The sequence below is a fragment of the Pectobacterium quasiaquaticum genome (genome assembly GCF_014946775.2).
GTDB classification, from domain to species: domain Bacteria; phylum Pseudomonadota; class Gammaproteobacteria; order Enterobacterales; family Enterobacteriaceae; genus Pectobacterium; species Pectobacterium aquaticum.
On the sequence record NZ_CP065177.1, the window covers coordinates 3,471,991 to 3,494,884 of the forward strand.

Below are 22,894 nucleotides of genomic sequence, written 5' to 3' on the forward strand. Positions count from 1 at the left end.
ACAAAACTGACATGATGATTATCTATGCTCCGACGATACTTCTGTCAAATCGCCCCACATCAAAGAGCTAATCCCATGAAACACACGTTGTTAGCACTGCTGGTTGCCGGATTTTTGCCGTTCAGCGTTCAGGCCGAAGGTGAGAAAGTGACGCGCTACGTCGTTACCTTCCCAGCCAGCGATCATGTTGCGTATCAGGGCAAATTCGCCCAGAACTTCCCCAACGGCCTGCCTGTCGGCATTGGCTCCGGCCTCTATTTCACCGGCAAACAGGGCGACGATCTGATGTTCACCACCGTCACCGATCGCGGCCCGAATGCCGATGCACCGCTGGTCGGTGAGAAAGAAGCCAAGATCTTCGCCAGCCCTGACTATGCGCCGCTGATGATGAATATTCGGGTCAGCGCGAAAGCCGCCGAGGCGATCAACGCCCGTCCGCTGCACGATGCCGAGGGCAATATCACTGGCCTGCCGCTGCCCGCGGACGTTATCGGTACCACCAACGAAGTGGCGCTGAATGACGCACTGCAACCGCTCAGCACCAGCCAGCGCGGGCTGGACACCGAAGGAATTACGCCGGATGGCAACGGCGGCTTCTGGCTGTGTAACGAATACGGTCCGTTCCTGATTCACGTTGATGCCAGCGGGAAGATCCTGCAAAAATTCGGGCCGACGCCTGCGGGCAGCGAACACTCGGTTGCCAGCGGCTTACCGAATATCATCAAGTGGCGTCAGCCGAATCGAGGTTTTGAAGGGCTGACGCGCCTGCCGGACGGTACGATCGTCATGGCCGTGCAAAGCACGCTGGATATCGACGGCAAAAGCAAAAACAAAGCGCAGTTTACGCGTCTGGTGATGTTTAACCCGGAAACCAAAACCAGCCGTATGGTGGGCTACCCCATCAACATCGACAGCTACAAGAAAGCGAAGGATGCCAAGATCGGCGATATCGTCGCGCTGGATAATCAGCGTATTCTGCTGGTCGAGCAAGGTGCGGATAAAGACAAGCAAATGCAGAACCGCATCTATCTGGTCGATCTCAGCAAGGCGAGTGACCTGACACCGTTCGATGCTGACGGTAAATCACCGGAGTTTGACGATCTCGCCCAGTTGGAAAAACGTGGCATTACGCTGGCGAGCAAGCAGGAGCTGGTGGATCTGCGTAAGCTCGGCTGGCAGCAGGAGAAAGTGGAAGGTCTGGCACTTGTCGATAAGCAAACGCTGGCTGTCATTAACGACAACGATTTTGGCCTGCAATCCGTGCTGCAATCCCCGGTGAAAGCGAAAGATAAGGCGGACGACTATCAGGTTACTGCCGATGGCAAACTGACGCGGGACGGCAAGGCAGTCGAGACTACGTTAGCCATCAAACCGCTGGAGAAGCCAGAAGCCGATAACGAACTGTGGGTGATTACTCTGCCACAGCCGCTCAAGTAGTCTTCTGTGAAATGGCTTCCACCGGAGACGGGGAAGCCACTAGTCAACACACTCAGGTCAACGCGTTCAGGCGTGCTCGAACCAGTCGCTATTCTGTTGCGCAATCGGCGTGATCGAATAGATCATTTCCTGCAAATGTTCACGAATCGCTTTTTCGGCAGCATCAGGATCGCGCGCTTTCAGGGCGCTAAAAATCAGGTAGTGCTGTTGGATCAGGCTGGGCGGTGGTGAAACCTGGCTCAGGCTGAGAAAACGCACGCGGTCCATCGTCGCTTTAATCGATTCGATGGTTTCCCACGCCAGCGGACAGTTGGCAATCTGCGTCAGAAGCTGGTGGAAGCTGTCGTCAAGGCTGAGAAACTCGCGCACCTGATCATTCTGCGCGGCCAGTTCCTGACGGCGTAAGTTGTGCTCCAGCGTCAGCAGCTGTTCTTCCGTCACCATTTCTGCCGCCCGGCGCGCAATCGCACACTCCAGCGCCTGACGGATAAAGCGGGCATCCGCCACGCGCTGCTCCGAGATCTTCATCACAAACGTGCCGCGCTGCGGCATAATTTGCACCAGTCCGGCCTCTGCCAGCTTGATAAAAGCCTCTCTGACCGGCTGGCGGGAAACGTCAAAACGCACAGAAATTTCTTTTTCAGACAGCAGCTTACCCGGCGGAATATTGCATTCCACAATGTCTTTGCGCAGTACGCGATAAATTTGCTGGTTGACTGGTTCGTTGTTGTTGATCTGAAAAGAGGTATCCATGCCGCTATGCTTGCCCGAGAAATTTACCGCTTATGATACACGCTTAGCGCAGCGAGTGTCAGTGTTACAACGCCTGTCGTGGTGAGATCGGGAGGCACAGGGCAAGGCATCGTCGGCATTGGCCTTGCCCTGTGTTGTTTTATGATTTACGGCTATCTCATTCAGTTACGCGACGGCCGCCGCCGCGCTTTCATCCTACCAGTTGGTATCCTGCAATGTTCCCTTCACGCCCTTCGCTAATAGCGACAGGTAGTGCTGCGTCACCGCATCAACAAAGACAGGGTTCTTCGGCAAGTCCTCACCAAAAATCGCCGTCAGCGTCAGCAGCGCCGAAACTCGGCTTTCGCCTTCCGGGCTGCGTTGCACCGTTTCAGCGATCAAATCTTTCAGTGGATCGCTAATTTCAATCGGTTTTCCTTGCTCATCCACGCCGCCCACATAGCGCATCCATCCCGCCACACCGAGCGCCAGCGCATCAAAACGGCTGCCGCGTGCCAGATGCCAGCGGATCGAGTCCAGCATCCGCTGTGGCAGTTTTTGCGAACCGTCCATCGCAATTTGCCAGGTGCGGTGTTTTAACGCACGGTTGCGATAGCGATCCAACAGCGCATCCGCATAGGCGGCGAGATCGACACCCTGTGTACGCAGCGTCGGAGCCTGTTCACGCAGCATCAGATGATGCGCCGCCACGACCAAGTCACTGTCCTGCATGCACTCGCTGATATGTTGATAGCCAGCAAGGTAGCCCAGATATGCCAGAAACGAGTGGCTGCCGTTCAGCATACGCAGCTTCATTTCCTCAAACGGCAGCACATCCTGTACCAGCTCCGCACCGGCTTTTTCCCACGCAGGACGACCGTTGACGAAGTTATCTTCAACCACCCACTGGAAGAACGGTTCACAGGCAATGCCCGCGGGATCGACTACGCCCAGCTGTCCCTGAATCGTCTCCAGCGTTTCTTCGGTGATAGCCGGAACAATTCTGTCCACCATCGTGGAGGGAAAGGTGACGTGCTGTTCAATCCAGCGCGCCAGTTCGATATCCTGCAACTCAGCCAGTTGCACGATCACGTTACGCGTGACGTGCCCGTTTTCCGGCATATTGTCGCAGGACATCACGCTGAATGCCGGTAGCTGGCGTTCCCGTCTGCGTTTGATGGCAGCCAGAATCACACCGGGCAGGGAGCGTGGTTCTGCGGGTAACCCCAGATCGTGGCAAATCAGCGGATGTTCACTATTTAACTGCCCCGTCGCCGGATGGTGGCAATAGCCTTTCTCCGTGACCGTAATCGACACAATGGCGATATCCGGCGCGCTCAGCGCTTCCAGCACTGCCTCGATGCCTTCGACTTCCGCGTGCAGCGCGCGGGTTGCCACGCCGATGACCCGGCTATTCCAGCCGCTGTCCGCCATTTCGGACACCGACCACAGCAAATCCTGCTGGCGAATGGCTTCAATCTGCTGCTCGCCGCCAATCAGGTTAATTTCGCAATAGCCCCAATCGCCACCGTGCTCCGCCGCCAGCTTATCGGCACAGACAGCCTGATGCGCACGGTGGAATGCGCCAAAGCCAATATGCGCAATACGTGTTTTTAGCAGGCGTCGGTCGTAACACGGCACCACAACCTGCGGTTTAAGCGTAGAAAATTCACTGATACTCATCGTTATCCCTGATAGGTGATTCAAAAAATACGTCAACTGCTGGAAACCTGAGAGGAACGGGGATAATGGGTAGATCGTAAAGACGCTGTGAATACATCCCTGTACGCTCGGATTGCGCCATCCATGGCGCAAACGCTTTACTCTTCTATCCCATTCCCCCCGTTTTCGCTCCGCAAACAGGAGCGATGTAGTGTTCTGTTACGCCGCGTCTTCTAATGCATCCAAGTCGCGGTCTTTCACTTCCGGCATACAGATAGCCGCGACTAGACCGATCGCAGAATAAACCATCATCATCGCGACAATCGGCCACCAAGAACCAGTCATGTTGCAGAAAATACCCGCTAACACCGGACCAAAACCAACGGCAACCAGACCACCGGTTTCTTTGGCAATCGCCATTTGCGTAAAGCGGCTGCGTCCACCGAATATTTCCGCCATGGTGATATTTTCCAGCGCAAATAATCCCAGTACCGCGAAGTTATGAATAATGATAATACTGACGACAATCACGTTAACGCTATTCTCTTTATCAACGATAAGAGACAGCATTGGGTAGGCTAACAATATCGCCGAGATATTCAGAATAATATACGGTACGCGGCGGCCAATTTTATCCGAGAGCCAGCCTAATAATGGAATCGTGATAAAACCAATAATGGAGCTGATCATCAATGCATCGGTCGGAATAGATTTATTGAACAAGAGCGTTTGGACTAAATATCCCGCAAGGAAGGTCTGAATTAATCCTGAATTTCCCGCCTGCCCAAAGCGTAATCCTGCTGCCAGCCAAAACGCCTTGCTTTTGAACATGGACAGTACTGATTTTTGCTCGCTTTGCTCAACCACCAGAGCAGGTGACGGATCTTCAGTACCCGAGACATCATTACTCACTTTTTCGAAGACTGGGCTTTCTTTCAGATTCATACGCAGCCAGATCGCGAAGATCATCACGACGACGCTGGCCAGGAACGGCACACGCCAACCCCACGCCAGTAACTCTTCTCTTGAGAGGGCAAAAAACATGACGGCCCAGATAGCCGTAGCACTGAGCGTGCCACAGTTGGTACCCATTGCAACCAGTGAGGAAATAATCCCGCGTTTCCCTTTCGGCGCGTATTCAGCCAGCATGGTCCCGGCACCGGAAATCTCGGCACCCGCCCCTAACCCCTGCACGATACGCAAGGTCACCAGCAAGATGGGCGCGAAAATACCAATCTGTGCGTAGGTCGGTAGTACGCCAATTAACGTGGTACAGATCCCCATCATGGTAATGGTGATAAAGAGTACTTTCTTTCTACCGATGGAATCCCCCATGCGACCGAAAATAAAGGCACCAACGATACGTGCGACATAGCCTGCGCCGTAGGTTCCCATTGCCAGAATCAGCGCCATCGCTGCCGATTGCTCAGGGAAGAATATTTCATGGAAAACCAATGCCGCACCGAGCGAATACAGTTGGAAATCCATGAATTCCAATGCGGTGCCCAACCAGCCGGACACCGCCGCTTTAACTAAGTCAGAGGTACTTCTTGCAGGTTTTTCTTGTCCAGATGCTATTTTCGTATTCATATATACTCTCGACGATTTGTAATTATGGTATATCCGTCATACTTCAAGCTGCATGTGCATTAGCTTCCTGCAACTCGAATTATTTAGGGTATAGATCACAGTAAGTAAAATTACCGTTCATCATGGTGTCGCAATCCACTCCAGCCCGTTATTAATGGTCTGGAGTGATTAAGAGAGAAATAATTACTTCAAAGGAATCATTATAGTTTTCTGTAATCGATAATGTGTTTCCCTTTTATATATCCCTGTTGCCAATAACGTGTCATGCATCATTAAATGTCAGCAGGACTTTGCAGCAGCATTTTTGATCTTTTTCAAAAACTTCAATTGCCTGTACAACCTCCTGATAATCAAACCGGTGGGTAATCAGTTTGGCCGGATCGATACGTTTCTCTTTCAGCCACGCAATCACGATAGGGAATTTATTGGCATTCAAGCGCGATGAGAAAATGGAAATCTCTTTGCTGGTTATTCCCTGTTGGCTGACCTGACAAGGCTCGCTGGAAAAGCCCATGATGGCGATACGTGCCGCAGGAGAAGCAATCGTAATCGCTTCCTGCAAAATAGATGGATGGCAGGCAGCATCAACAATCAGCGTAGGCTTGATATTCAGCGCTTCCAGCTCGTCTTTTAATGACAGCGATGCGTTGTTAATGACCCTGTCCGCGCCGCTGCGTAATGCCATATCCAGACGTTCAGGAATGCGATCGACGACGATAACTTCCTTCACGTTGAACACACCTTTGAGCACTTGAACCGAGGTCAACCCCATCGGTCCCGCACCATAAATCAGGGCGACATCCTGCTCCGTCGGCTTCACCTGTGCGGTCACGTTGGCTGAAATCGTGAAGGGCTCGACCATCACGGCGAACTCATCAGGGATCTCATCCGGGATGATGTGCGCGTTCTTCGCCGGTACGGCAGCGTACTCGCTGAACCCGCCGTCACGATGCACACCCAACACCACCAGCGAAGTACAGACGTTCGGCTTGCCGATTGAGCAAGGGTAGCAGTGGCCGCAGCTCACTACCGGGTCGACCGAGACGCGCTCGCCCAGCCGGGATGCCTCCACGCCCTCACCCACCGCCTCAATCACGCCGAAAAATTCATGCCCGATCACGCGTGGGTATTTGGCAAAAGGGTTATGCCCGCGATAGATGTGGCTGTCCGAGCCACAGATACCGGCCAGCTTTACCTTCACCCGAACTTCACCTGCCGCTGGCTGCGGAATAGGACGTTCTTCAATCACCAGCGAATTCGGCTGCTGTATCACAATGCTTTTCATATTTTGGTCTCTGATTACCTATTCCGCTCTTACCAGTTCCACAACGTGCCGTCTTCAAGACGGGCAACTGGGAGATAAGCGGGGTCATAGGGGTATTTGGCCGCCAGCTTTTCATCAAACTCAATGCCTAACCCCGGTTTTTCGCCTGGGTGCATGTAGCCGTTATCGAATGTCCAGTTATGCGGGAACACTTCCAGCATTTGCTCCGAGTACCCCATGTATTCCTGCACGCCAAAGTTTGGCACCCAGAGATCAAAATGCAGCGCCGCCGCCATGCAGATAGGCGACAGGTCCGACGGCCCGTGTGAACCGGTGCGCACCTGATAGAGCGAAGCAAAGTCGGCGATGCGACGCATGCCAGTAATCCCGCCCGCGTGGGTAATCGTGGTACGGATGTAGTCGATCAGCTGTTCTTCGATCAGCTGTTTGCAATCCCAGATGCTGTTAAAGACTTCACCCACCGCAATCGGCGTAACCGTGTGCTGACGGATTAAGCGGAAGCACTCCTGATTTTCCGCAGGCGTTGGGTCTTCCATCCAGAACAGACGATAGTCTTCAATGCTTTTACCAAAGCGCGCCGCTTCAATCGGCGTCAGGCGGTGGTGCATGTCGTGCAGCATATGCTCGTTGAAACCAAACTTGTCACGCACCGCTTCAAACAGCTTAGGCGTGAAATCGAGGTATTTTTCCGTCGACCACAGTTGCTCTTCCGGCAAGTTGCCTTTCGTCGCTGGCTCATACGCCAGCCCTTTGCCTTTCGCCATGCCGTAGGTGGTTTTCATACCCGGCACGCCGCACTGCACGCGAATCGCCTTGAAGCCTTCATCGCGATGCTTAGCGTAATCATCCAGCACTTCATCAATCGAGTGGCCCGTGGTGTGGCAATACACCATGACGCCCGTACGCGATGCGCCGCCCAGCAACTGGTAGAGCGGCATGTTGGCGGCTTTGGCCTTGATATCCCATAGCGCCGTGTCTACCGCCGAAATGGCAGACATCGTCACCGGGCCACGACGCCAGTACGCGCCTTTGTAGAAATACTGCCAAATATCTTCGATCTGGTGCGCATCGCGGCCAATCAGCTGCGGACACACATGATCTTTGAGGTAAGAGGCGACCGGCAGCTCACGCCCGTTGAGCGTCGCATCGCCGAGGCCGGTTAATCCGCTATCTGTCGTAATTTTCAGGGTGACAAAGTTTCGCCCCGGGCAGGTGACAAACACTTCAGCGCTGACAATCTTCACGTTACTTATCCTTCTGTGCATGTAGCTATTCGTTTATGCCGACTACCATACAAGTATATTAATCAAGATAATTTGAATCACCTCACATTTATTCACATCTGCAACATTTATCTAAAATTCATGAAAAGCGGGAGGAAGAACCAGAGTGCGCCGCAGGGATAAAACGTGGGCAGATAAAAAGGTTGGCGGCGGCTTGTGCGCTCAGCGCTGCTAGGGCTGGATACGCACAGAGCATGTTATCTGTTGCAGTGCATGCCTTGGATATCGGCACCTTTTGAACAAGGAAAATCTCCTAACGGGCAGACTTGCTGTTGTAGTCTTGCAGGAAATCCAGAAACAGGCGCACCATGGGAATGTTCGTGCTACGCTTCAGATAGCTAATAGCAAAAGTCCTTTTCAGTTGCTCTTCAAGCGGAATCACCGCGACGTCGTAAGCAGTCAGGCTTTTGGCAACGGACGAACAGAGGAAGACCACGCCGGATAGGTTAATCACCAGATCCATAATGATGTCCATGTTGCTGCATTCGCGGAAGTAGCTGGGGTTGATGCCCTGCCGAGTGAAAGATTCAGAAACAGCGGCGTGTTCCCCCGTCCCTTTCTGCGGCACGATCAGCTTTTCTTTTACCATCTGCGGCAAGCTAAGCGTCTTACTGTCGGCAAGCGGGTGCGACCTTGCCATCACCGCAACAACGTCATCGATCTGACAAATGGTGTGATGAAATAACGGATCGTTCAGGTATTCATCAAAAGGCGTCGAGAAAGACAGGTGAATCTCTCCATTGCGCACTCTTTCCAGCAAATCGGTGCTCACGCCGTCAATGAAAGAGATATCGATATTGGGATAGGCTTTCTGAAACAGGTTAAACATATTGTAGTGAGCTAGACGGTTAAAAATCGGGATCACGCCAACCAGTAGCGCACCATCCGTGCTTTCCTCATAGCTGCTGACGAACTGCGCCAGCTCATAATGCTCCTTAATCATCCCCTGAATTTTGTCCGCAAAGATCTCCCCAAATGGTGTAAGAGAAAACTGCCGGGTGGTTCGGTTAATCAGCTTTCTTTCCGTTTCAATCTCTAGGCGGGCGATCTCCTGTGACAAAAAAGCCTGAGAGATATTCAGCGCCTTTGCCGCCTTAGTGAAACTCCCGACTCGGATGAGCTCCTGATAATAAATCACACGCTTTATGCTGAACATTGTTTTATATTACGCATCAACGATAACTTCTATAATCGGCCATAATAACAATTATAATGATTTGTAAATAATCAAATGTGATTAGATGCACATTTAATTCATGAGAAATAACGTTAATAGTAGAGATAGTCAACTTATTATCAACGAGGAAATAATTCATTCATTTAAGACGAAACACCAATAATATTAAAGATTTTTTAATATTACCTTTACAAATATGACATCACCTTTTTCAAACAAAAAAATTTACATACCACTAACAAAAGGACTTAAGATATGGATTATTCGAAAACGACAAAAATAGGGTTAGCGACCTTGGCAATGATGAGCGCGACGGCAATCAATGCAGCACAGAACCAGCATGAAATCACCGTCAAGCAGGAAACGACATCCGTGAAGTTAATCTCTGACGTCGTTTACTCTCAGGTATCGGTGCGGGGCTATCCTAACGTCGCATTAAAAATGGATATCCTTCAGCCTGAAGCGAAAACCGCACTTCCCGTCGTATTATTCATTACCGGCGGCGGATTCGTTAATGCCAATAAAGATAATTACCTGCAACAGCGTCTTAACCTCGCCGAAGCCGGTTATGTCGTTGCCAGCATGGAATATCGTGTCGCCCCCACCGTGCTTTTTCCCTCTCCGCTGGAAGACGTCAAGTCCGCCATTCGTTATCTGCGTGCCAATGCGAAAAAATTCGGCATTGACGGACAACACGCTGCGGTTTTCGGTGCGTCTGCGGGAGGCTATCTGGCAGCATTTGCCGGGACGACAAATGGTTCAAAGGACTATGATAAAGGCGATAATCTCGATCAAAGCAGTGATGTTCAGGCCGTGATTGATTTCTATGGCTTATCCGACCTGACGCTTGTGGGTGAAGGTTTCCCTGACGATGTCGTTCAGAAACACGCATCACCTTCCGCGACAGAAGCAATTTGGGTCAATGGCACCTCGGTATTTAATGAAGGAGGCGCAATCACCCGCTACCCTGAAAAAGCTGCTGCCGCTAACCCTATTAACTTTATCAACAGCGCGACGCCCCCATTCCTGATTATGCACGGCACGAACGATACCGTAGTTTCTCCACGTCAGACCGAGAGGCTGCATCAGGCACTAACAGAGAAAAAGATCGCGTCAACCTACTATAGTGTGAAAGGCGCAGAGCACGGTGGACCGCATTGGCTGCAACCGGAAATCATGAAAATTACCATCCGCTTTCTTGATAAGCACTTAAAACCTTGATGCCTGCAGACAATTAAAATTTTATACCCGAATAACTCATGTTGCATAAACGTTAGAGCCTAACAAGCACTAACGTTTTTTATTTGTTACCAAAAATGCCATTATCAATTCCCCTCTCATTTATTATCACATAAAAAAACGTATAATCTGATATACATCAATTATTCAAAATCACCGTACATAGAGGAAATAAAAAAATCACCCTAGTGGAAGCCTTGATGACTAAAAACAGGAAGGACTAAGAATAAAGCGATAACACAATAAAATTTCATTTATAACAAATCTATATTTGTTATATACGGATCTACAAAAAAATAAACGTGACCAATCGCACACTTACCCGTTACTTCCCATGTTTCAATAAAACCACAATAACAACGTGGTCTGCTTATTATTTTCATCGTAATAACGGAGCGTTATTCCTATTAGCGCCACACTGAGAAATATTAATGCTATTGCTGGATGCATAATATCTAGCCGTCGCGCGGCTATCACCCCAATGTGAAGATTTATAATATGGAAGACTTATCTCGCCGTCGTTTTATTGCCTATATGGGAGGTACGATTGCCATTAGTGGGCATATCGGTCTCGCACAAGCGCAAAATGAACCCGAAAAAACGCAGGGTAAAGTAGCCGTTAAATATGGCTTATTGCATAACGAAATGCGCTGTATCGGCTGCAAAGCCTGTATCAAGGCCTGTAAAGAGACCAATAACGTGCCCGATGGCGTAACTCGGCTGGATATACTGCAAACCGTCGATATTCCTGCCGTCGAGAAGACGCGCGCCATCAAACAATTTTTCCGTAAATCCTGTCAGCACTGCGAGAATCCGCCCTGTGTTGCCGTCTGCCCAACGGGAGCCTCCTTCAAAGACGCGCTTACCGGTATCGTCGACGTCAACGATAAACGCTGCGTGGGCTGCCGCTACTGTATTGCCGCCTGTCCTTACCATGTGCGTTTTATCAATCCCGTCACGAAAACGGCAGACAAATGCAATTTTTGCCGGGAAACCAATCTGGCCGCTGGGAAACAGCCTGCCTGTGTCGAAATCTGCCCCACCAAAGCGTTGGTATTTGGCGATCTCAACGACCCTGAAAGCAACATTGCCAAGATGATCGAGAGCAACGCGACCTACCGCTCCAAGGTCTATTTGGGTACTGAACCCCAGCTCTACCGTATGCCGGGGAAACGAGGAGAAATCGACAATGCATAATGCCTTCACGTTCGACACGTTGGTATGGGATTGGCCCATCGCCGTTTATCTTCTTCTGGTCGGCATTTCAGCGGGAATGGTATCGCTCTCGATGCTCCTCAGGCACTACGTTCCCAGCGAATATCGCGGCAGTAATCTTGTCATCAAAACCACGGCTATCGTCGCACCGCTCGCCGTGATCCTCGGGCTGGGGATTCTGATTTTCCACCTGACCAAACCCTTTACCTTTTGGTATTTGATGGTCTTTTACAACCCGACCTCCATCATGTCGCTTGGCGTGATGCTCTTTCAGGTGTATTTCGTCGTGATGCTGTTATGGCTGATCACGCTTTATCATGATACATGGCTGACGCAGCTTGAAACCGTCTGGCACCGACCTGCGCTGGCGACGCGAGCCCGTCAGTTAACAGCGGTAATCGTCAAACAAGCGGCGGTGATTGAGAACCTGCTGCTGGTGCTGGCAGTCTTGCTCGGCTGCTATACCGGCTTTCTGTTGTCCGCGCTGAAATCGTTCCCGCTGCTGAATAACCCTGTTCTGCCCGTCCTGTTTCTGGTATCCGGCACCACCTCCGGCATTGCCGTCATGCTGCTGGCCAGTGCATGGGGGCGCAATACGTCGGGGCATTCACGCTCCCTGCATTTCATCCACCGCGTGGAAACGCCAGTGGTGTATGCCGAATTGTTCCTGCTGTTTGCGTTCTTTATCGGGCTGCTGCTTGGCGGCGGGCAAAAGGTTGTCGCCGCACAAACCGCACTATCGGGTTTCTGGGGCGGCGTATTCTGGATCGGCATTATCGGCATCGGTATTGTGATTCCCGCTATTGCCAACCGGGTACGCAAGCCCTCTTCCCATTCCGGCAAAGGGCAAGTGATTACGTTAGCCGTCATGAGCCTGTTCGGCGTGTTCCTGCTACGACTGTTCGTGCTTTATGCCGGACAAATGACGGTGGCCTGAATGAATACGTCATGGGTCTTATTCTGGATTGCTTCTGCCACCTTTTTCATGCAATCGCTGGATACCACCATGGTGTATGTCGCCATCCCCGCCATCGCGCAGTCGTTACACCAGCCGGTGTTGCATATGGAGACGATCGTGATCGCCTACATTGTCACGGTCGTCGCGTTTACGCCTGCCAATAGCTGGCTGGCGGAGCGGCTAGGGGAACGGAAAACCTACCAGATCGCGATTGCCATTTTCACGCTCGGCTCGCTGCTGTGCATGACAGCAACCACACTCGGCAGCTTAAGCATTTTCCGCTTTATTCAAGGCATCGGCGGTGCGCTCATGCTGCCCATCATCAGAACCGTGATATTACGCACCACACCGCAGAAGCTGAAATTACGCTTCCTGAATCGGGTGACCTTATTGGGATTACTCGGTACCCTGATCGGCCCCGTTTTCGGCAATATTCTGGTTAGCTTTATCTCGTGGCAGGCTATTTTTCTCGTTAATATTCCGCTGGCTTTACTCTGCTTTTTTCTGGCAACCTACTATATTCCTGCTGCAACGATAAAAGAGACATCACGCACGGGTGCCTATGAAGTCGCCTTTCCCATTTTGATGTTATTTCTCGTGGCCTTCATGTTAACCACTGCCACGAAAAATATATTGCCAACGTTCGTCATGCTATTCCTGTCTTGCAGCACGCTGGGCTTGGTGTTTATTTACTATCGACAGCATCTCATTGCAGAGACGGCATTATTTCCTCGTGCCCTGTTTGGCATCAGAACCTTTTCTGTCGGCGTTATTGGCGGCGTCGCAACGCGCACATTACTGGCATCAACGCCCGTCGTGCTTTCGTTAATGCTGCAAACGACGCTGGCCTGTAAACCTGCGGAAACCAGCTTGGTTTTGCTGCTCTTTTCCAGTGGTGCACTGCTGTCAAAAATACTGTTCGAACCGCTGGTCACGCGTATTGGCTACCGTCGTTTGTTGATGCTGACAACCAGCGTAACGTCTCTGTGTATCCTCGCGTTGAGCGTCGCCGTGCAAGAGAAATTAATGCCGCTCATCGGCATCATCGCCATGATACTAGGCGTGCTGATTTCAACCTTATATTCAGCAGAAAGTACGCTGGCCTTTAGCAACCTGAATAACAGCACGTACCACAGCGGTAATAATCTTTTAACCATTAGCCAATTACTTTCCGTCATGCTCAGTATGACGCTGACATTTCCGATATTACGTTTTCTTTCTCAGTTTGAAATCCTCTTCAACCTTAATCACTTCAGTCTGTTGTTTTTATTACTCGGCATTGGCTTACCCCTTTGCTGCCTGATATTCAGGCCCCTCAATAACGACGATGGTTATCACTTTATTCATGGGAGATAGCGTTATTTATGGGAAATAGATTTGTGATTCACCGTATTCATTCAAAAACTACTGGAACTATTGATATGAAAATCTGCTCAGGAATCCTTCCACTCTGCCTGTTATTCGCAATGGGAACCGCGGTGGCGCAAGAAGGAAATTTTAAAGCGGGCACCTATTCCGCCGCGAGACAGGGTATCGGCGGGGACGTCACCGTTACGCTTGATATCGATGCGCAGGGGAAAGTCCTTAAATCGACGATTGATGCCCCAGAAGAAACGCCGGAAGTCGGCGGGGAAGCCGCCATAGAACTCGCGAAAACCATGACCGAAAAGCAGAGCATCCAGGTTGATGGGGTGTCCGGCGCCACGATGACCAGCGGTGCGGTGAAAGAAGCGGCGGAAGACGCGTACTCGCAGGCTAAGGCGAATTAATACCGTGTGGTAAGAATACTAATAATATTAAGGAAAACATCATGAAACGCTTCAGAAAAAGTGTACTCGCAACGCTCTGCCTCTCGATGATGAGCTGGTCTACCGCACAGGCGGCGGATGCGGCAACGCCGGAAATCCCGAAAAGCGCCGATATCGTGATTATCGGCGCGGGTGCGGCGGGCACCTCGGCAACCATGGCCTCCGCAGAGAAAGGAGCGAAAATCGTCTTACTGGAAAAACAACCGATTGTCGGCGGCACGGGTAACTTTGCCGAAGGCATCTTCGCCGCCAACAGCAGTATGCAGAAGCGTCAGGGGATTGTGGTCACCCCGGATATGGCCTTTAAAACCATCATGGAATACAGCCACTGGATGGCCAATCCCTTTGTAGTTCGCGCTTTCGTCAACCGTTCTGCAGACACGATTGAATGGGTGAAATCGAAAGGCATCAAATTTGAATATATCGGCCCCGGTGGCCCTGGCGGCATGCTGACCTGGCATGTGATCGACGGCCCCGGCCACGGACGCCACTTGATCAAGACATTCCACGAGCAGTTTAAAACGATGGATGTCACCACGCTGGTGAAGACGGCAGGTAAAGATCTGATCGTGAAAGACGGCAAAGTCACGGGCGTCGTCGCACAGGATAGCGAAGGCAACACCTTCCAGATCGACGCCAAGGCCGTCATCATCGCAACCGGCGGCTACGCCAACAATAAAGAGATGTTGCAAAAATACGCCGCCTTCCCCGATACCATTATGGTCGGCAACGTCGGTAAAGACGGCGACGGGATTAATATGGCCTGGAAGGCCGGTGCCAAACCGGACGGTCTGGGTCTCCTGCAAGCCTATCGCCCAGGCCTGCCAGACTACGCCCCGAACTCTCACCTGCTGGCCGCCGCGCGTCAGCCTTATCTGTGGGTTGATCAACACGGCCGCCGCTTTACCGATGAATCCAACGTCATTATCTGGCCACACTCCGGCAACGCGCTGTCCAAAGCGGGCGGCATCATGTACTCCATTTTCGACGAAACCTCCCGTAAGCATTACGTCGAAGACGGCATTGATGTGCCGATTGGTGAATGGGTAATCGCCAATACCAAGCTGACTAAATTTGATAGCGAATTTACCAAGGAAAGTCAGAAAAATCGCGGCTTCGTCTTCAAATCCGCCACCATTGACGGGCTGGCCAAAGAGATGGGCGTTGATGCCAGCGTGCTGAAGAATACACTGGAAGAAAACAACAAATTTGCGACGCAAAAGCGGGATGACGTGTTTAACAAAAACATGGATTACCTGCGTCCGGTAAAAACCGGCCCGTTCTATGCGGTGAGAATGCAGCCCGCCGCGCTGGGTACGTTAGGCGGCGTGAAGATTGACGAGAAAATGCAGGCAATCGATAAATCCGGCGAGGTTATTCCGGGCCTGTACGTCACGGGTAATGATGCTGCTGGCATGTATGGCGACACCTATGACCTGCTGTTAGGCGGCGGCACGTTTGGCTTTGCGCTCAACTCCGGTCGTATCGCGGCAGAAAGCGCCCTCGATTATATGAAGTTCAGCAAGAAATAAGCGCCAGCGCTTAAGCCTGATGCCGATCGTTTGAGCATCGAGATACACGGGCAACCACTGGGGAAGTATCCCTGTGGTTGCCCTATCCAGCTTTACGAAACGTCAGGTTAAAACGGCATTCTTCGGACATCCCTTCCGGCACGCTGCCGCTTTTCAACGGCAGAATGCCGTGAAAATAGAGCCGCGATTCACCGCCCCAGACCACAACATCGCCATGCGTCAGCGCAACACGCTGCGCTTTATCACTGCGCGCCATGCCGCCAAACAGGAATGTCGCGCTGAGCCCCAGCGAGACGGACACGATAGGCTGGTGAAAATCCCGTTCGTTTTTATCCTGATGCAGGGACATGCGCGTGCCGACATCATAGCGGTTGATGAGGCAGGCATCCGGTTCAAAATCAGCAAAACCCGCTTCGCTCGCCGCCTGCTTCGCCAGCCGGAAAAAAACCTCTGGCATGGCGGGCCACGCCTCTCCGCTCAGCGGATCCTGTGCGGTATAGCGATAGCCGCGTTCATCCGTCACCCAGCCAAGTGGCCCACAGTTGCTCATTGCCACCGACATCACAAAGCCGCCCGGCGTCACCATATTCCGCAGCGGCGCTCGCGTGGTGACGGCTCTCAGTGCAGCAAGCAACGCCGGAGCATCGTCATAGGCGCGACCGCGCAGGATGAGCGCGCCTGGAGCCAGCGTTTCCGTCCAACGGCGCGGCGCTTCATCGGCAAATAAATCAAAATTCACGATGGCGACTCCCCTTGTTGATCCGTAGCCAATTCGTTCTCCACCAATTCTTTCTCCAACAGGGCGCGTTTACGCACGATGCCCCAGCGATAGCCAGATAGCGCACCGTCATGCCGAACCACGCGATGACAGGGAATCGCGACCGCCAGTCGGTTCGCCGCACAAGCCCCCGCGACAGCGCGCACGGCGGCCGGCGCGCCAATGCGCTCAGCGACGTCACGATAGCTCAGTGTTTCTCCTGCGGGGATCGCGCGCAGCGCCTGCCAAACTCGTTGCTGGAATGCCGTACCGCGAATATCCAGCGGCAGCGTCAGCCCAATTGCAGGATCGTCAACAAACCCGACAACCTGCGCCATGCGTTGTTCAAACACCGCATCGCCACCGATCAGCTGTGCGTTAGCAAACATCTCCTGAAGCGAGTTGAGCAGAGAGTCAGGATCGTCCCCCAGCAGGATAGCGCAGATCCCTTTCTCGCTTTCCGCCACCAGCACTTCACCGAGTGAACAGCGGCCAACGGCAAAGCGGATCGTCATCCCTTTTCCACGATTCTGAAACGCCGTCGGCGTCATCCCTAAATGTGCGCCCGCTTCGGCATAAAAGCGCCCGCTGGCGTCATAGCCCGCCGCCGTAATCGCTGTGGTCACCGTGCCGCTATCAGCCAACTGTTCGCGTAGCTGCCGATGACGATGGGCACTGGCATAGTGTTTGGGCGTCAGACCGGTTATGGCTTTGAACACGCGATGAAAATGGAACGCGCTGATCCCCACGGCCTGAGCCAGCACCGCTAGTGTCGGCTGATGCTCCGATTGCTCAATCATCCGGCACGCGCGGGCAATCTGCTGCGCCTGCTGTTCCTGCCGCGAAAGTGTTCCCTGACGACAGCGTTTACACGGGCGGAAACCCGCTGCCTGCGCCTCGTCGGCCGTCGCGAAGAACACCACATTTTCACGCCGAGGCTGGCGTGATGCACAGGAGGGCGCACAGTAAATCCCCGTCGTCTTCACCGCATAGATAAAGCAGCCATCAGCCGCTTGATTGCGCGTCACTACCGCCTGCCAGCGCGAATCGGCATCCTGAAACGGCGTATCACTCAGCATCGTATCGTTACGCATTTGTACACCTCACTCCAATCTCGGCATTACTGCCAATCTTACTATTACTGAAAGTCATGCCATGCGCTAACGCTAAACCGAAGCGACCTTGTGCACACGTCCCACTCTTGCTTTTTCATTCGGATCGCCCCGATGTTGATATTTCTTCCGACATTACCGGTTACTTTTTAAACAAATCTGTAATGCGAATAAATGGTACACGGTGAGACTCAGCTTTTTTCTGCAATCAGGGGGCGATATGAGCGGCAGTGTGTAATCCCCCTCGCCACGTCTTGCTTTTTCATCCGAATAGCCCTTCCCACATGGCGCGCCATGCGGCAATCTCCTATGCTCATTTTCTGCCCTTTGCATTCTCATCACGGAAGCCGTTTATGCCATCCCATCCGCCGTTGGATTTCACTCAGCAGGCCAAAAACCATCTCAGCGCCATCAATGCGCGCTGGGCCAGCCTGATCGAACAGATTGGCGATTGTCGCCATCAGACCTCGCCACATCGGGAACCTTATGAGGCACTGATGCGTGCGGTTGCCTATCAGCAGCTAACGACGCGTGCCGGAGATGCGATGGTCGCAAAACTCCTGCGGGTACATGGCGATGTCTTTCCCACCCCGGAACAGATACTGGCCTGCTCCACCGACACGCTACGGCAGTGCGGTTTTTCTGCGCGTAAAGCGGATACGCTGCACGGCATCGCACAGGGTGCGCTAAGCGGACTGGTGCCCAGCCTCGAACAGGCCGCAGAGCGGGATGACGACACGCTTATTCAGCAGTTAACATCGCTCAAGGGGATCGGACGCTGGACGGTCGAAATGTTTTTGATTTATTCACTGGAACGCACCGACATCATGCCGCTCGACGATCTCGGTATCCGGCAGGGGTTACGCTATGTTTATGATTTGCAGGACATGCCGAAACCGCGCGATTTGCAGGCACTGAGCCTGCACTGTCAGCCTTATCGCACGGTGGCATCCTGGTATTTATGGCGAGCGCTTGAGCTACCGGCGTATCAGAGCGTTAAGCTGACACACCGGTAACGCGCAGCATTACCGCAGGCGAGTTAGCGCAGACGAGAGCTGGTCGATACCTGCTGAACGTGGCGACGGCGATTCATAATGCGTTCCCGCAGCGTATCGTAGGCCCAGTTATACACCACGGTGTACGGCAGGAAGAACAGGAAGAAACCGATCTCCACCATCAGTGCCTGCCACAGCGTGACATTCAACATCCACGCCGCCAGCGGCAAACCAATCAGGATAAAGCCGCCTTCGAACCCCAGCGCGTGAGCGATACGAATCGGCAGCCGACGCTTAACACGGTCCGCAGGCCACAGGCGATCGAATATCGAGTTGTAGATCATGTTCCAGATCATCGCGGCGCTGGACAGCATGATGGCCAGTGCCCCCATATCGAAGAGCGGCTTATTCAGCAGCCAGGCGCCCGCTGGCGCACAGATCGTCAACGCGATCAGTTCAAAACCCACCGCATGGCCCAAGCGTTCACGTAAAGTTTTGCTGGTTTTGTTCTGCATAACACATTCACTTTTATTTATTGCACGTTGCTGGTCAATTTTCGCCATGACCCTGGATGGCATCGTATTACGGCCTTATTTTCATCGTATAAGGTGGTAGAGTACAGTTAGATTCCATCGATAAAAACGATATACTCGTCATACTTCAAGTTGCATGTGCGTTGGCTTTCCTGAAACTCGAATTATTTAGGGTATAGATAAAGATGCGATATTCACCGGAATCCCTGCTGGCTTTTGTCACTACCGTTGATGCAGGCTCGTTTTCCGCCGCCGCACGGCGCTTGCATAAAAGTCAGTCCACCATCAGCGCGGCCATCGCCAATCTGGAAGCCGATCTGGGGCTGACGTTATTTGATCGCACCGGCCACCAGCCGGTGCTCACGCTGGCGGGCAGAAAAGTGCTTTCCCACGTACAGGCGATCTTATCCGCCAGCGAAGAGCTGGATGGGCTGGCGATCCGTCTGGCCGACCATATCGAACCCCGTCTGACGTTTGTATTGTCCGATATCTGGCAAGCGCCTCACTACGAACTCGTGCTTCAACGTTTCGCCCAGCATTTTCCTGATATTGAGTTTGAATGCCTGATTGCAGAAGGTGATGACGTGATCGATCTGCTGCAAATGAACCGTGCGCATGTCGGGCTAGTGCGTGCCCAGACGGATTACCCGCCCGATATTGCCGCCGCACGTTTGCAGATTAAGACCGACATGGCCATCTTCGTGTCGGCAGCGCATCCGCTGACAACGGAAAAAACCGTGACGCGCAGCCAACTGGCGACAGTCCGCCAGCTCTATCTCAATACCTATAAACGCAGCGACCGACTGCAACCGGAAGGGATCGTCTGGTCTGCGCCGTCCTACCTGATGCTACTGGAAATGGCACAGCAGGGGCACGGCTGGAGCATTCTGCCACGCTGGCTGGTGGCGCAATACGACCAGCAGAAACTGGTGGAGCTGCCTGTCGCGGGCTGGCCGCAGTGGATTGACGTGGACGTTGTCTGGTCCAAACCTCATCCACCCGGCCCGGCAGGACTGTGGATGATCGACAATCTCCTTGCTCAACAAGAGAGTGCGCCGCCATAACTCCGTTACTGGATTGGCAAAATCACATCAGTAATCCTACCGGCCACCGCACCGTGGCTTTTGTGATCGGTCTGTTTTTTCATGAAGCGATAAAAAACCAATAACGGTTTCTTTATATCGCCAATGAATAACATTAAAGATGAAATGGTTATTGTTTTTAATTTCACCATTTACTTTACTTAATTAAGCCAATTAAAAGAGAAATATTTTCACGCTAAACCATGAGCATTTTCCTGTGTTGTCTGCACACGGAAACCCGAGCCGCGCGGCGGTTTCGCACGTCTGTCACAGAAAAAATAATGCACGACATCATTATTATTGTGATGTACCAAAGTAGTACTTCCCGACAAAAAACCATACTATTATGGTGATTACTACTTTTGTATTCGAGACATCCCTGTAGTGCTGCGGTAATACGCCTTAATAATAAGATGCTGAATCCTATAAGGTGAAAATTTACTAATTGATGCAATTGCAAGTGAGAAAAAAATGTCGAATAAACCCTTCTATTACCAAGATCCGTTTCCACTCAGTAAAGATGATACCGAATATCGCCTGTTGAGCAGCGACTTTGTCTCTGTCGCACAGTTTGAAGGTCAGGACATCCTGAAGATCGAGCCAGCCGCGTTGACCCTTCTGGCCCAGCAAGCCTTCCACGATGCCTCTTTCATGCTCCGCCCCGCTCACCAGCAGCAAGTTGCCGATATTCTTCACGACCCGGAAGCCAGCGAAAACGACAAATACGTAGCTCTGCAATTCCTGCGCAACTCAGAGATTTCCGCCAAGGGCATCCTGCCGACCTGTCAGGATACCGGTACGGCGATCATCGTCGGTAAAAAAGGCCAGAACGTCTGGACTGGCGGTAATGATGCCGAAGCGCTGTCTAAGGGCGTGTACAACACGTTCGTTGAAGACAACCTGCGCTATTCGCAAAACGCCGCGCTGGATATGTACAAAGAGGTCAACACTGGCACTAACCTGCCCGCGCAGATTGACCTCTACAGTACCGAGGGCGAAGACTATAAATTTCTGTTCGTCACCAAAGGCGGCGGTTCAGCCAACAAAACCTACCTGTATCAGGAAACCAAAGCGCTACTGACGCCAGGTAAACTGAAAAGCTTCCTGATCGAGAAAATGCGCTCGCTGGGTACCGCGGCCTGCCCGCCGTACCATATCGCGTTTGTCATTGGCGGCACCTCAGCAGAAACCACGCTGAAAACCGTTAAGCTGGCGTCGACCAAGTACTACGACGAACTGCCGACCGAAGGCAACGAGCACGGTCAGGCGTTCCGCGATGTCGCGCTGGAGCAGGAGATTCTGGAAGCCGCGCGCGATCTGGGTCTGGGCGCACAGTTTGGCGGGAAATACTTTGCACACGACGTGCGAATTATCCGCCTGCCGCGCCACGGCGCCTCTTGCCCCGTCGGTATGGGCGTGTCCTGTTCCGCTGACCGTAACATCAAAGGCAAGATCAACCGCAAGGGCGTCTGGCTGGAGCAGTTAGAGCAGAATCCGGGCAAATATATCCCTGAACACCTGCGTGAAACGGGCGAAGGCGATGCGGTTAAAATCGACCTGAACCGTCCGATGGCCGAGATCCTGAAAACGCTGTCGCAGTATCCGGTATCCACCCGTCTTTCCCTGACCGGCACCATCATCGTGGGCCGTGACATTGCTCACGCCAAGCTGAAAGAGCGTCTGGATAACGGCGAAGGCTTACCGCAGTACATCAAAGATCACCCGATTTACTACGCGGGCCCGGCAAAAACGCCAGAAGGTTACCCGTCCGGCTCGTTAGGCCCAACGACCGCTGGCCGTATGGATTCCTACGTCGATTTATTGCAGGCCAACGGCGGCAGCATGATCATGCTGGCAAAAGGCAACCGCAGCCAGCAGGTGACCGACGCGTGCCATAAACACGGCGGCTTCTACCTTGGCAGCATCGGCGGCCCGGCTGCGATTCTGGCGCAGAACAGCATCAAGAGCCTGACCTGCGTCGAGTACCCTGAACTGGGAATGGAAGCCATCTGGAAAATCGAAGTCGAAGATTTCCCAGCCTTTATTCTGGTCGATGATAAAGGCAACGACTTCTTCCAGGTTATTCAGAGCGCCAAGTGCGTGAAATGCGGTTAACCAAGTCCTGTTGTAATTAGGGGGTTAGGGAATATTTCGTGTGCGATAACAATCGGTATTTTCATGCAGATTCTCTGCACGCACCCGACAAGGAGCAGCCAATCGCCGCTGCTCCTTGACCTCAGGCTTTTTGGCGGAACGGGGTCGCTACGCGATGCCTTCACCGCCAGAGGCTTCTTACCGGACCACCAGTGACGCGATGACTCGTCTCATGAATGAGACTCGCCCTTCGGCCAGCACATGTGCTGTTCAAAAACGTCTCTGACGTTTTTGTCCGACGCGGCACTGGTTTTCGCCGCATCCATGCGGCTCATCCTGAAAGCCTCTTTCGGTTCAGCCCCTTTTACGCCACTAAAAATCAGCGATCTTTTTTATCTAAAAG

Annotated in this window: 19 protein-coding genes; 10 read left to right on the plus strand and 9 right to left on the minus strand. The window is 52.4% G+C overall.

What is annotated here, in order from left to right:
- The first annotated feature begins 75 nt into the window (after positions 1 to 75).
- Entirely contained in the window at positions 76 to 1,437 is a 1,362-nt protein-coding gene (locus IG609_RS15880; RefSeq protein WP_193400157.1) for an esterase-like activity of phytase family protein, read from the plus strand.
- Positions 1,438 to 1,503: 66 nt separating this feature from the next.
- On the opposite strand, the gene IG609_RS15885 is transcribed toward IG609_RS15880, so the two are convergent.
- From IG609_RS15885 to IG609_RS15910, 6 genes are all read right to left on the minus strand, one after another.
- The gene (locus IG609_RS15885) at positions 1,504 to 2,190 is read right to left on the minus strand and encodes a GntR family transcriptional regulator (RefSeq protein WP_014914316.1); all 687 of its coding nucleotides are present in this window, start codon (positions 2,188 to 2,190) and stop codon (positions 1,504 to 1,506) included.
- A 195-nt stretch (positions 2,191 to 2,385) separates the two neighbouring features.
- Positions 2,386 to 3,852 carry a mannitol dehydrogenase family protein gene (locus IG609_RS15890; RefSeq protein ID WP_193400160.1) on the minus strand — a complete coding sequence of 489 codons (1,467 nt, stop codon included), beginning with the start codon at positions 3,850 to 3,852 and terminating at the stop codon, positions 2,386 to 2,388.
- A gap of 198 nt (positions 3,853 to 4,050) precedes the next feature.
- Entirely contained in the window at positions 4,051 to 5,421 is a 1,371-nt protein-coding gene (locus IG609_RS15895; protein ID WP_193398399.1) for an MFS transporter, read from the minus strand.
- A gap of 262 nt (positions 5,422 to 5,683) precedes the next feature.
- Complete coding sequence (locus IG609_RS15900; protein ID WP_193400056.1) at positions 5,684 to 6,706, minus strand: Zn-dependent oxidoreductase; 1,023 nt, start codon at positions 6,704 to 6,706, stop codon at positions 5,684 to 5,686.
- Between the two features lie 29 nt (positions 6,707 to 6,735).
- Positions 6,736 to 7,950 carry a D-mannonate dehydratase ManD gene (gene manD, locus IG609_RS15905; protein WP_039283781.1) on the minus strand — a complete coding sequence of 405 codons (1,215 nt, stop codon included), beginning with the start codon at positions 7,948 to 7,950 and terminating at the stop codon, positions 6,736 to 6,738.
- A 292-nt stretch (positions 7,951 to 8,242) separates the two neighbouring features.
- Positions 8,243 to 9,145: a LysR family transcriptional regulator gene (locus IG609_RS15910; RefSeq protein ID WP_193398397.1), complete on the minus strand. Its 903-nt coding sequence runs from the start codon at positions 9,143 to 9,145 to the stop codon at positions 8,243 to 8,245.
- Between the two features lie 276 nt (positions 9,146 to 9,421).
- On the opposite strand from IG609_RS15910, the gene IG609_RS15915 reads away from it, so the two are divergent.
- From IG609_RS15915 to IG609_RS15940, 6 genes are all read left to right on the plus strand, one after another.
- On the plus strand, positions 9,422 to 10,387 hold the full coding sequence (locus IG609_RS15915) for an alpha/beta hydrolase (protein ID WP_102118246.1): 966 nt from the start codon (positions 9,422 to 9,424) through the stop codon (positions 10,385 to 10,387).
- A gap of 516 nt (positions 10,388 to 10,903) precedes the next feature.
- Positions 10,904 to 11,602: a 4Fe-4S dicluster domain-containing protein gene (locus IG609_RS15920; protein WP_193400054.1), complete on the plus strand. Its 699-nt coding sequence runs from the start codon at positions 10,904 to 10,906 to the stop codon at positions 11,600 to 11,602.
- Positions 11,595 to 12,557, plus strand: a complete 963-nt coding sequence (gene nrfD / locus IG609_RS15925; RefSeq protein WP_193398395.1) for a cytochrome c nitrite reductase subunit NrfD — start codon at positions 11,595 to 11,597, stop codon at positions 12,555 to 12,557. Before IG609_RS15920 ends, nrfD begins: the two co-directional genes overlap by 8 nt.
- Entirely contained in the window at positions 12,558 to 13,934 is a 1,377-nt protein-coding gene (locus IG609_RS15930) for an MFS transporter (RefSeq protein WP_193398394.1), read from the plus strand.
- Between the two features lie 65 nt (positions 13,935 to 13,999).
- On the plus strand, positions 14,000 to 14,347 hold the full coding sequence (locus tag IG609_RS15935; protein ID WP_102118242.1) for an FMN-binding protein: 348 nt from the start codon (positions 14,000 to 14,002) through the stop codon (positions 14,345 to 14,347).
- 41 nt (positions 14,348 to 14,388) lie between these two features.
- Positions 14,389 to 15,918: an FAD-dependent oxidoreductase gene (locus IG609_RS15940; RefSeq protein ID WP_116186759.1), complete on the plus strand. Its 1,530-nt coding sequence runs from the start codon at positions 14,389 to 14,391 to the stop codon at positions 15,916 to 15,918.
- An 82-nt stretch (positions 15,919 to 16,000) separates the two neighbouring features.
- On the opposite strand, the gene alkB is transcribed toward IG609_RS15940, so the two are convergent.
- Positions 16,001 to 16,657, minus strand: coding sequence for a DNA oxidative demethylase AlkB (alkB, locus tag IG609_RS15945; protein ID WP_193398393.1), 657 nt, complete (start codon positions 16,655 to 16,657; stop codon positions 16,001 to 16,003).
- Positions 16,654 to 17,769, minus strand: coding sequence for a bifunctional DNA-binding transcriptional regulator/O6-methylguanine-DNA methyltransferase Ada (gene ada / locus IG609_RS15950; protein WP_193398392.1), 1,116 nt, complete (start codon positions 17,767 to 17,769; stop codon positions 16,654 to 16,656). Before ada ends, alkB begins: the two co-directional genes overlap by 4 nt.
- A 371-nt stretch (positions 17,770 to 18,140) precedes the next feature.
- On the opposite strand from ada, the gene IG609_RS15955 reads away from it, so the two are divergent.
- The gene (locus IG609_RS15955; RefSeq protein ID WP_193398391.1) at positions 18,141 to 18,803 is read left to right on the plus strand and encodes a DNA-3-methyladenine glycosylase family protein; all 663 of its coding nucleotides are present in this window, start codon (positions 18,141 to 18,143) and stop codon (positions 18,801 to 18,803) included.
- Between the two features lie 23 nt (positions 18,804 to 18,826).
- On the opposite strand, the gene IG609_RS15960 is transcribed toward IG609_RS15955, so the two are convergent.
- Positions 18,827 to 19,297, minus strand: coding sequence for a multidrug/biocide efflux PACE transporter (locus IG609_RS15960; protein WP_193398390.1), 471 nt, complete (start codon positions 19,295 to 19,297; stop codon positions 18,827 to 18,829).
- A 203-nt stretch (positions 19,298 to 19,500) separates the two neighbouring features.
- On the opposite strand from IG609_RS15960, the gene IG609_RS15965 reads away from it, so the two are divergent.
- Together IG609_RS15965 and fumA are read left to right on the plus strand one after the other, a co-directional pair.
- A complete protein-coding gene (locus IG609_RS15965; RefSeq protein WP_193398389.1) occupies positions 19,501 to 20,379 on the plus strand; it encodes a LysR family transcriptional regulator in 879 nt (292 codons plus the stop codon).
- A gap of 489 nt (positions 20,380 to 20,868) precedes the next feature.
- The gene (gene fumA / locus IG609_RS15970; protein WP_010305867.1) at positions 20,869 to 22,512 is read left to right on the plus strand and encodes a class I fumarate hydratase FumA; all 1,644 of its coding nucleotides are present in this window, start codon (positions 20,869 to 20,871) and stop codon (positions 22,510 to 22,512) included.
- Positions 22,513 to 22,894: the final 382 nt, after the last annotated feature.

What these genes read in the sequence shown, in the direction of transcription:
- IG609_RS15880 (WP_193400157.1), top strand. Translation starts at nt 76, where the DNA reads ATGAAACACACGTTGTTAGCACTGCTGGTTGCCGGATTTTTGCCGTTC.
- IG609_RS15885 (WP_014914316.1), bottom strand. Translation starts at nt 2,190, where the DNA reads ATGGATACCTCTTTTCAGATCAACAACAACGAACCAGTCAACCAGCAA.
- IG609_RS15890 (WP_193400160.1), bottom strand. Translation starts at nt 3,852, where the DNA reads ATGAGTATCAGTGAATTTTCTACGCTTAAACCGCAGGTTGTGGTGCCG.
- IG609_RS15895 (WP_193398399.1), bottom strand. Translation starts at nt 5,421, where the DNA reads ATGAATACGAAAATAGCATCTGGACAAGAAAAACCTGCAAGAAGTACC.
- IG609_RS15900 (WP_193400056.1), bottom strand. Translation starts at nt 6,706, where the DNA reads ATGAAAAGCATTGTGATACAGCAGCCGAATTCGCTGGTGATTGAAGAA.
- IG609_RS15910 (WP_193398397.1), bottom strand. Translation starts at nt 9,145, where the DNA reads ATGTTCAGCATAAAGCGTGTGATTTATTATCAGGAGCTCATCCGAGTC.
- IG609_RS15915 (WP_102118246.1), top strand. Translation starts at nt 9,422, where the DNA reads ATGGATTATTCGAAAACGACAAAAATAGGGTTAGCGACCTTGGCAATG.
- IG609_RS15920 (WP_193400054.1), top strand. Translation starts at nt 10,904, where the DNA reads ATGGAAGACTTATCTCGCCGTCGTTTTATTGCCTATATGGGAGGTACG.
- nrfD (WP_193398395.1), top strand. Translation starts at nt 11,595, where the DNA reads ATGCATAATGCCTTCACGTTCGACACGTTGGTATGGGATTGGCCCATC.
- IG609_RS15930 (WP_193398394.1), top strand. Translation starts at nt 12,558, where the DNA reads ATGAATACGTCATGGGTCTTATTCTGGATTGCTTCTGCCACCTTTTTC.
- IG609_RS15935 (WP_102118242.1), top strand. Translation starts at nt 14,000, where the DNA reads ATGAAAATCTGCTCAGGAATCCTTCCACTCTGCCTGTTATTCGCAATG.
- IG609_RS15940 (WP_116186759.1), top strand. Translation starts at nt 14,389, where the DNA reads ATGAAACGCTTCAGAAAAAGTGTACTCGCAACGCTCTGCCTCTCGATG.
- ada (WP_193398392.1), bottom strand. Translation starts at nt 17,769, where the DNA reads ATGCGTAACGATACGATGCTGAGTGATACGCCGTTTCAGGATGCCGAT.
- IG609_RS15955 (WP_193398391.1), top strand. Translation starts at nt 18,141, where the DNA reads ATGCCATCCCATCCGCCGTTGGATTTCACTCAGCAGGCCAAAAACCAT.
- IG609_RS15960 (WP_193398390.1), bottom strand. Translation starts at nt 19,297, where the DNA reads ATGCAGAACAAAACCAGCAAAACTTTACGTGAACGCTTGGGCCATGCG.
- IG609_RS15965 (WP_193398389.1), top strand. Translation starts at nt 19,501, where the DNA reads ATGCGATATTCACCGGAATCCCTGCTGGCTTTTGTCACTACCGTTGAT.
- fumA (WP_010305867.1), top strand. Translation starts at nt 20,869, where the DNA reads ATGTCGAATAAACCCTTCTATTACCAAGATCCGTTTCCACTCAGTAAA.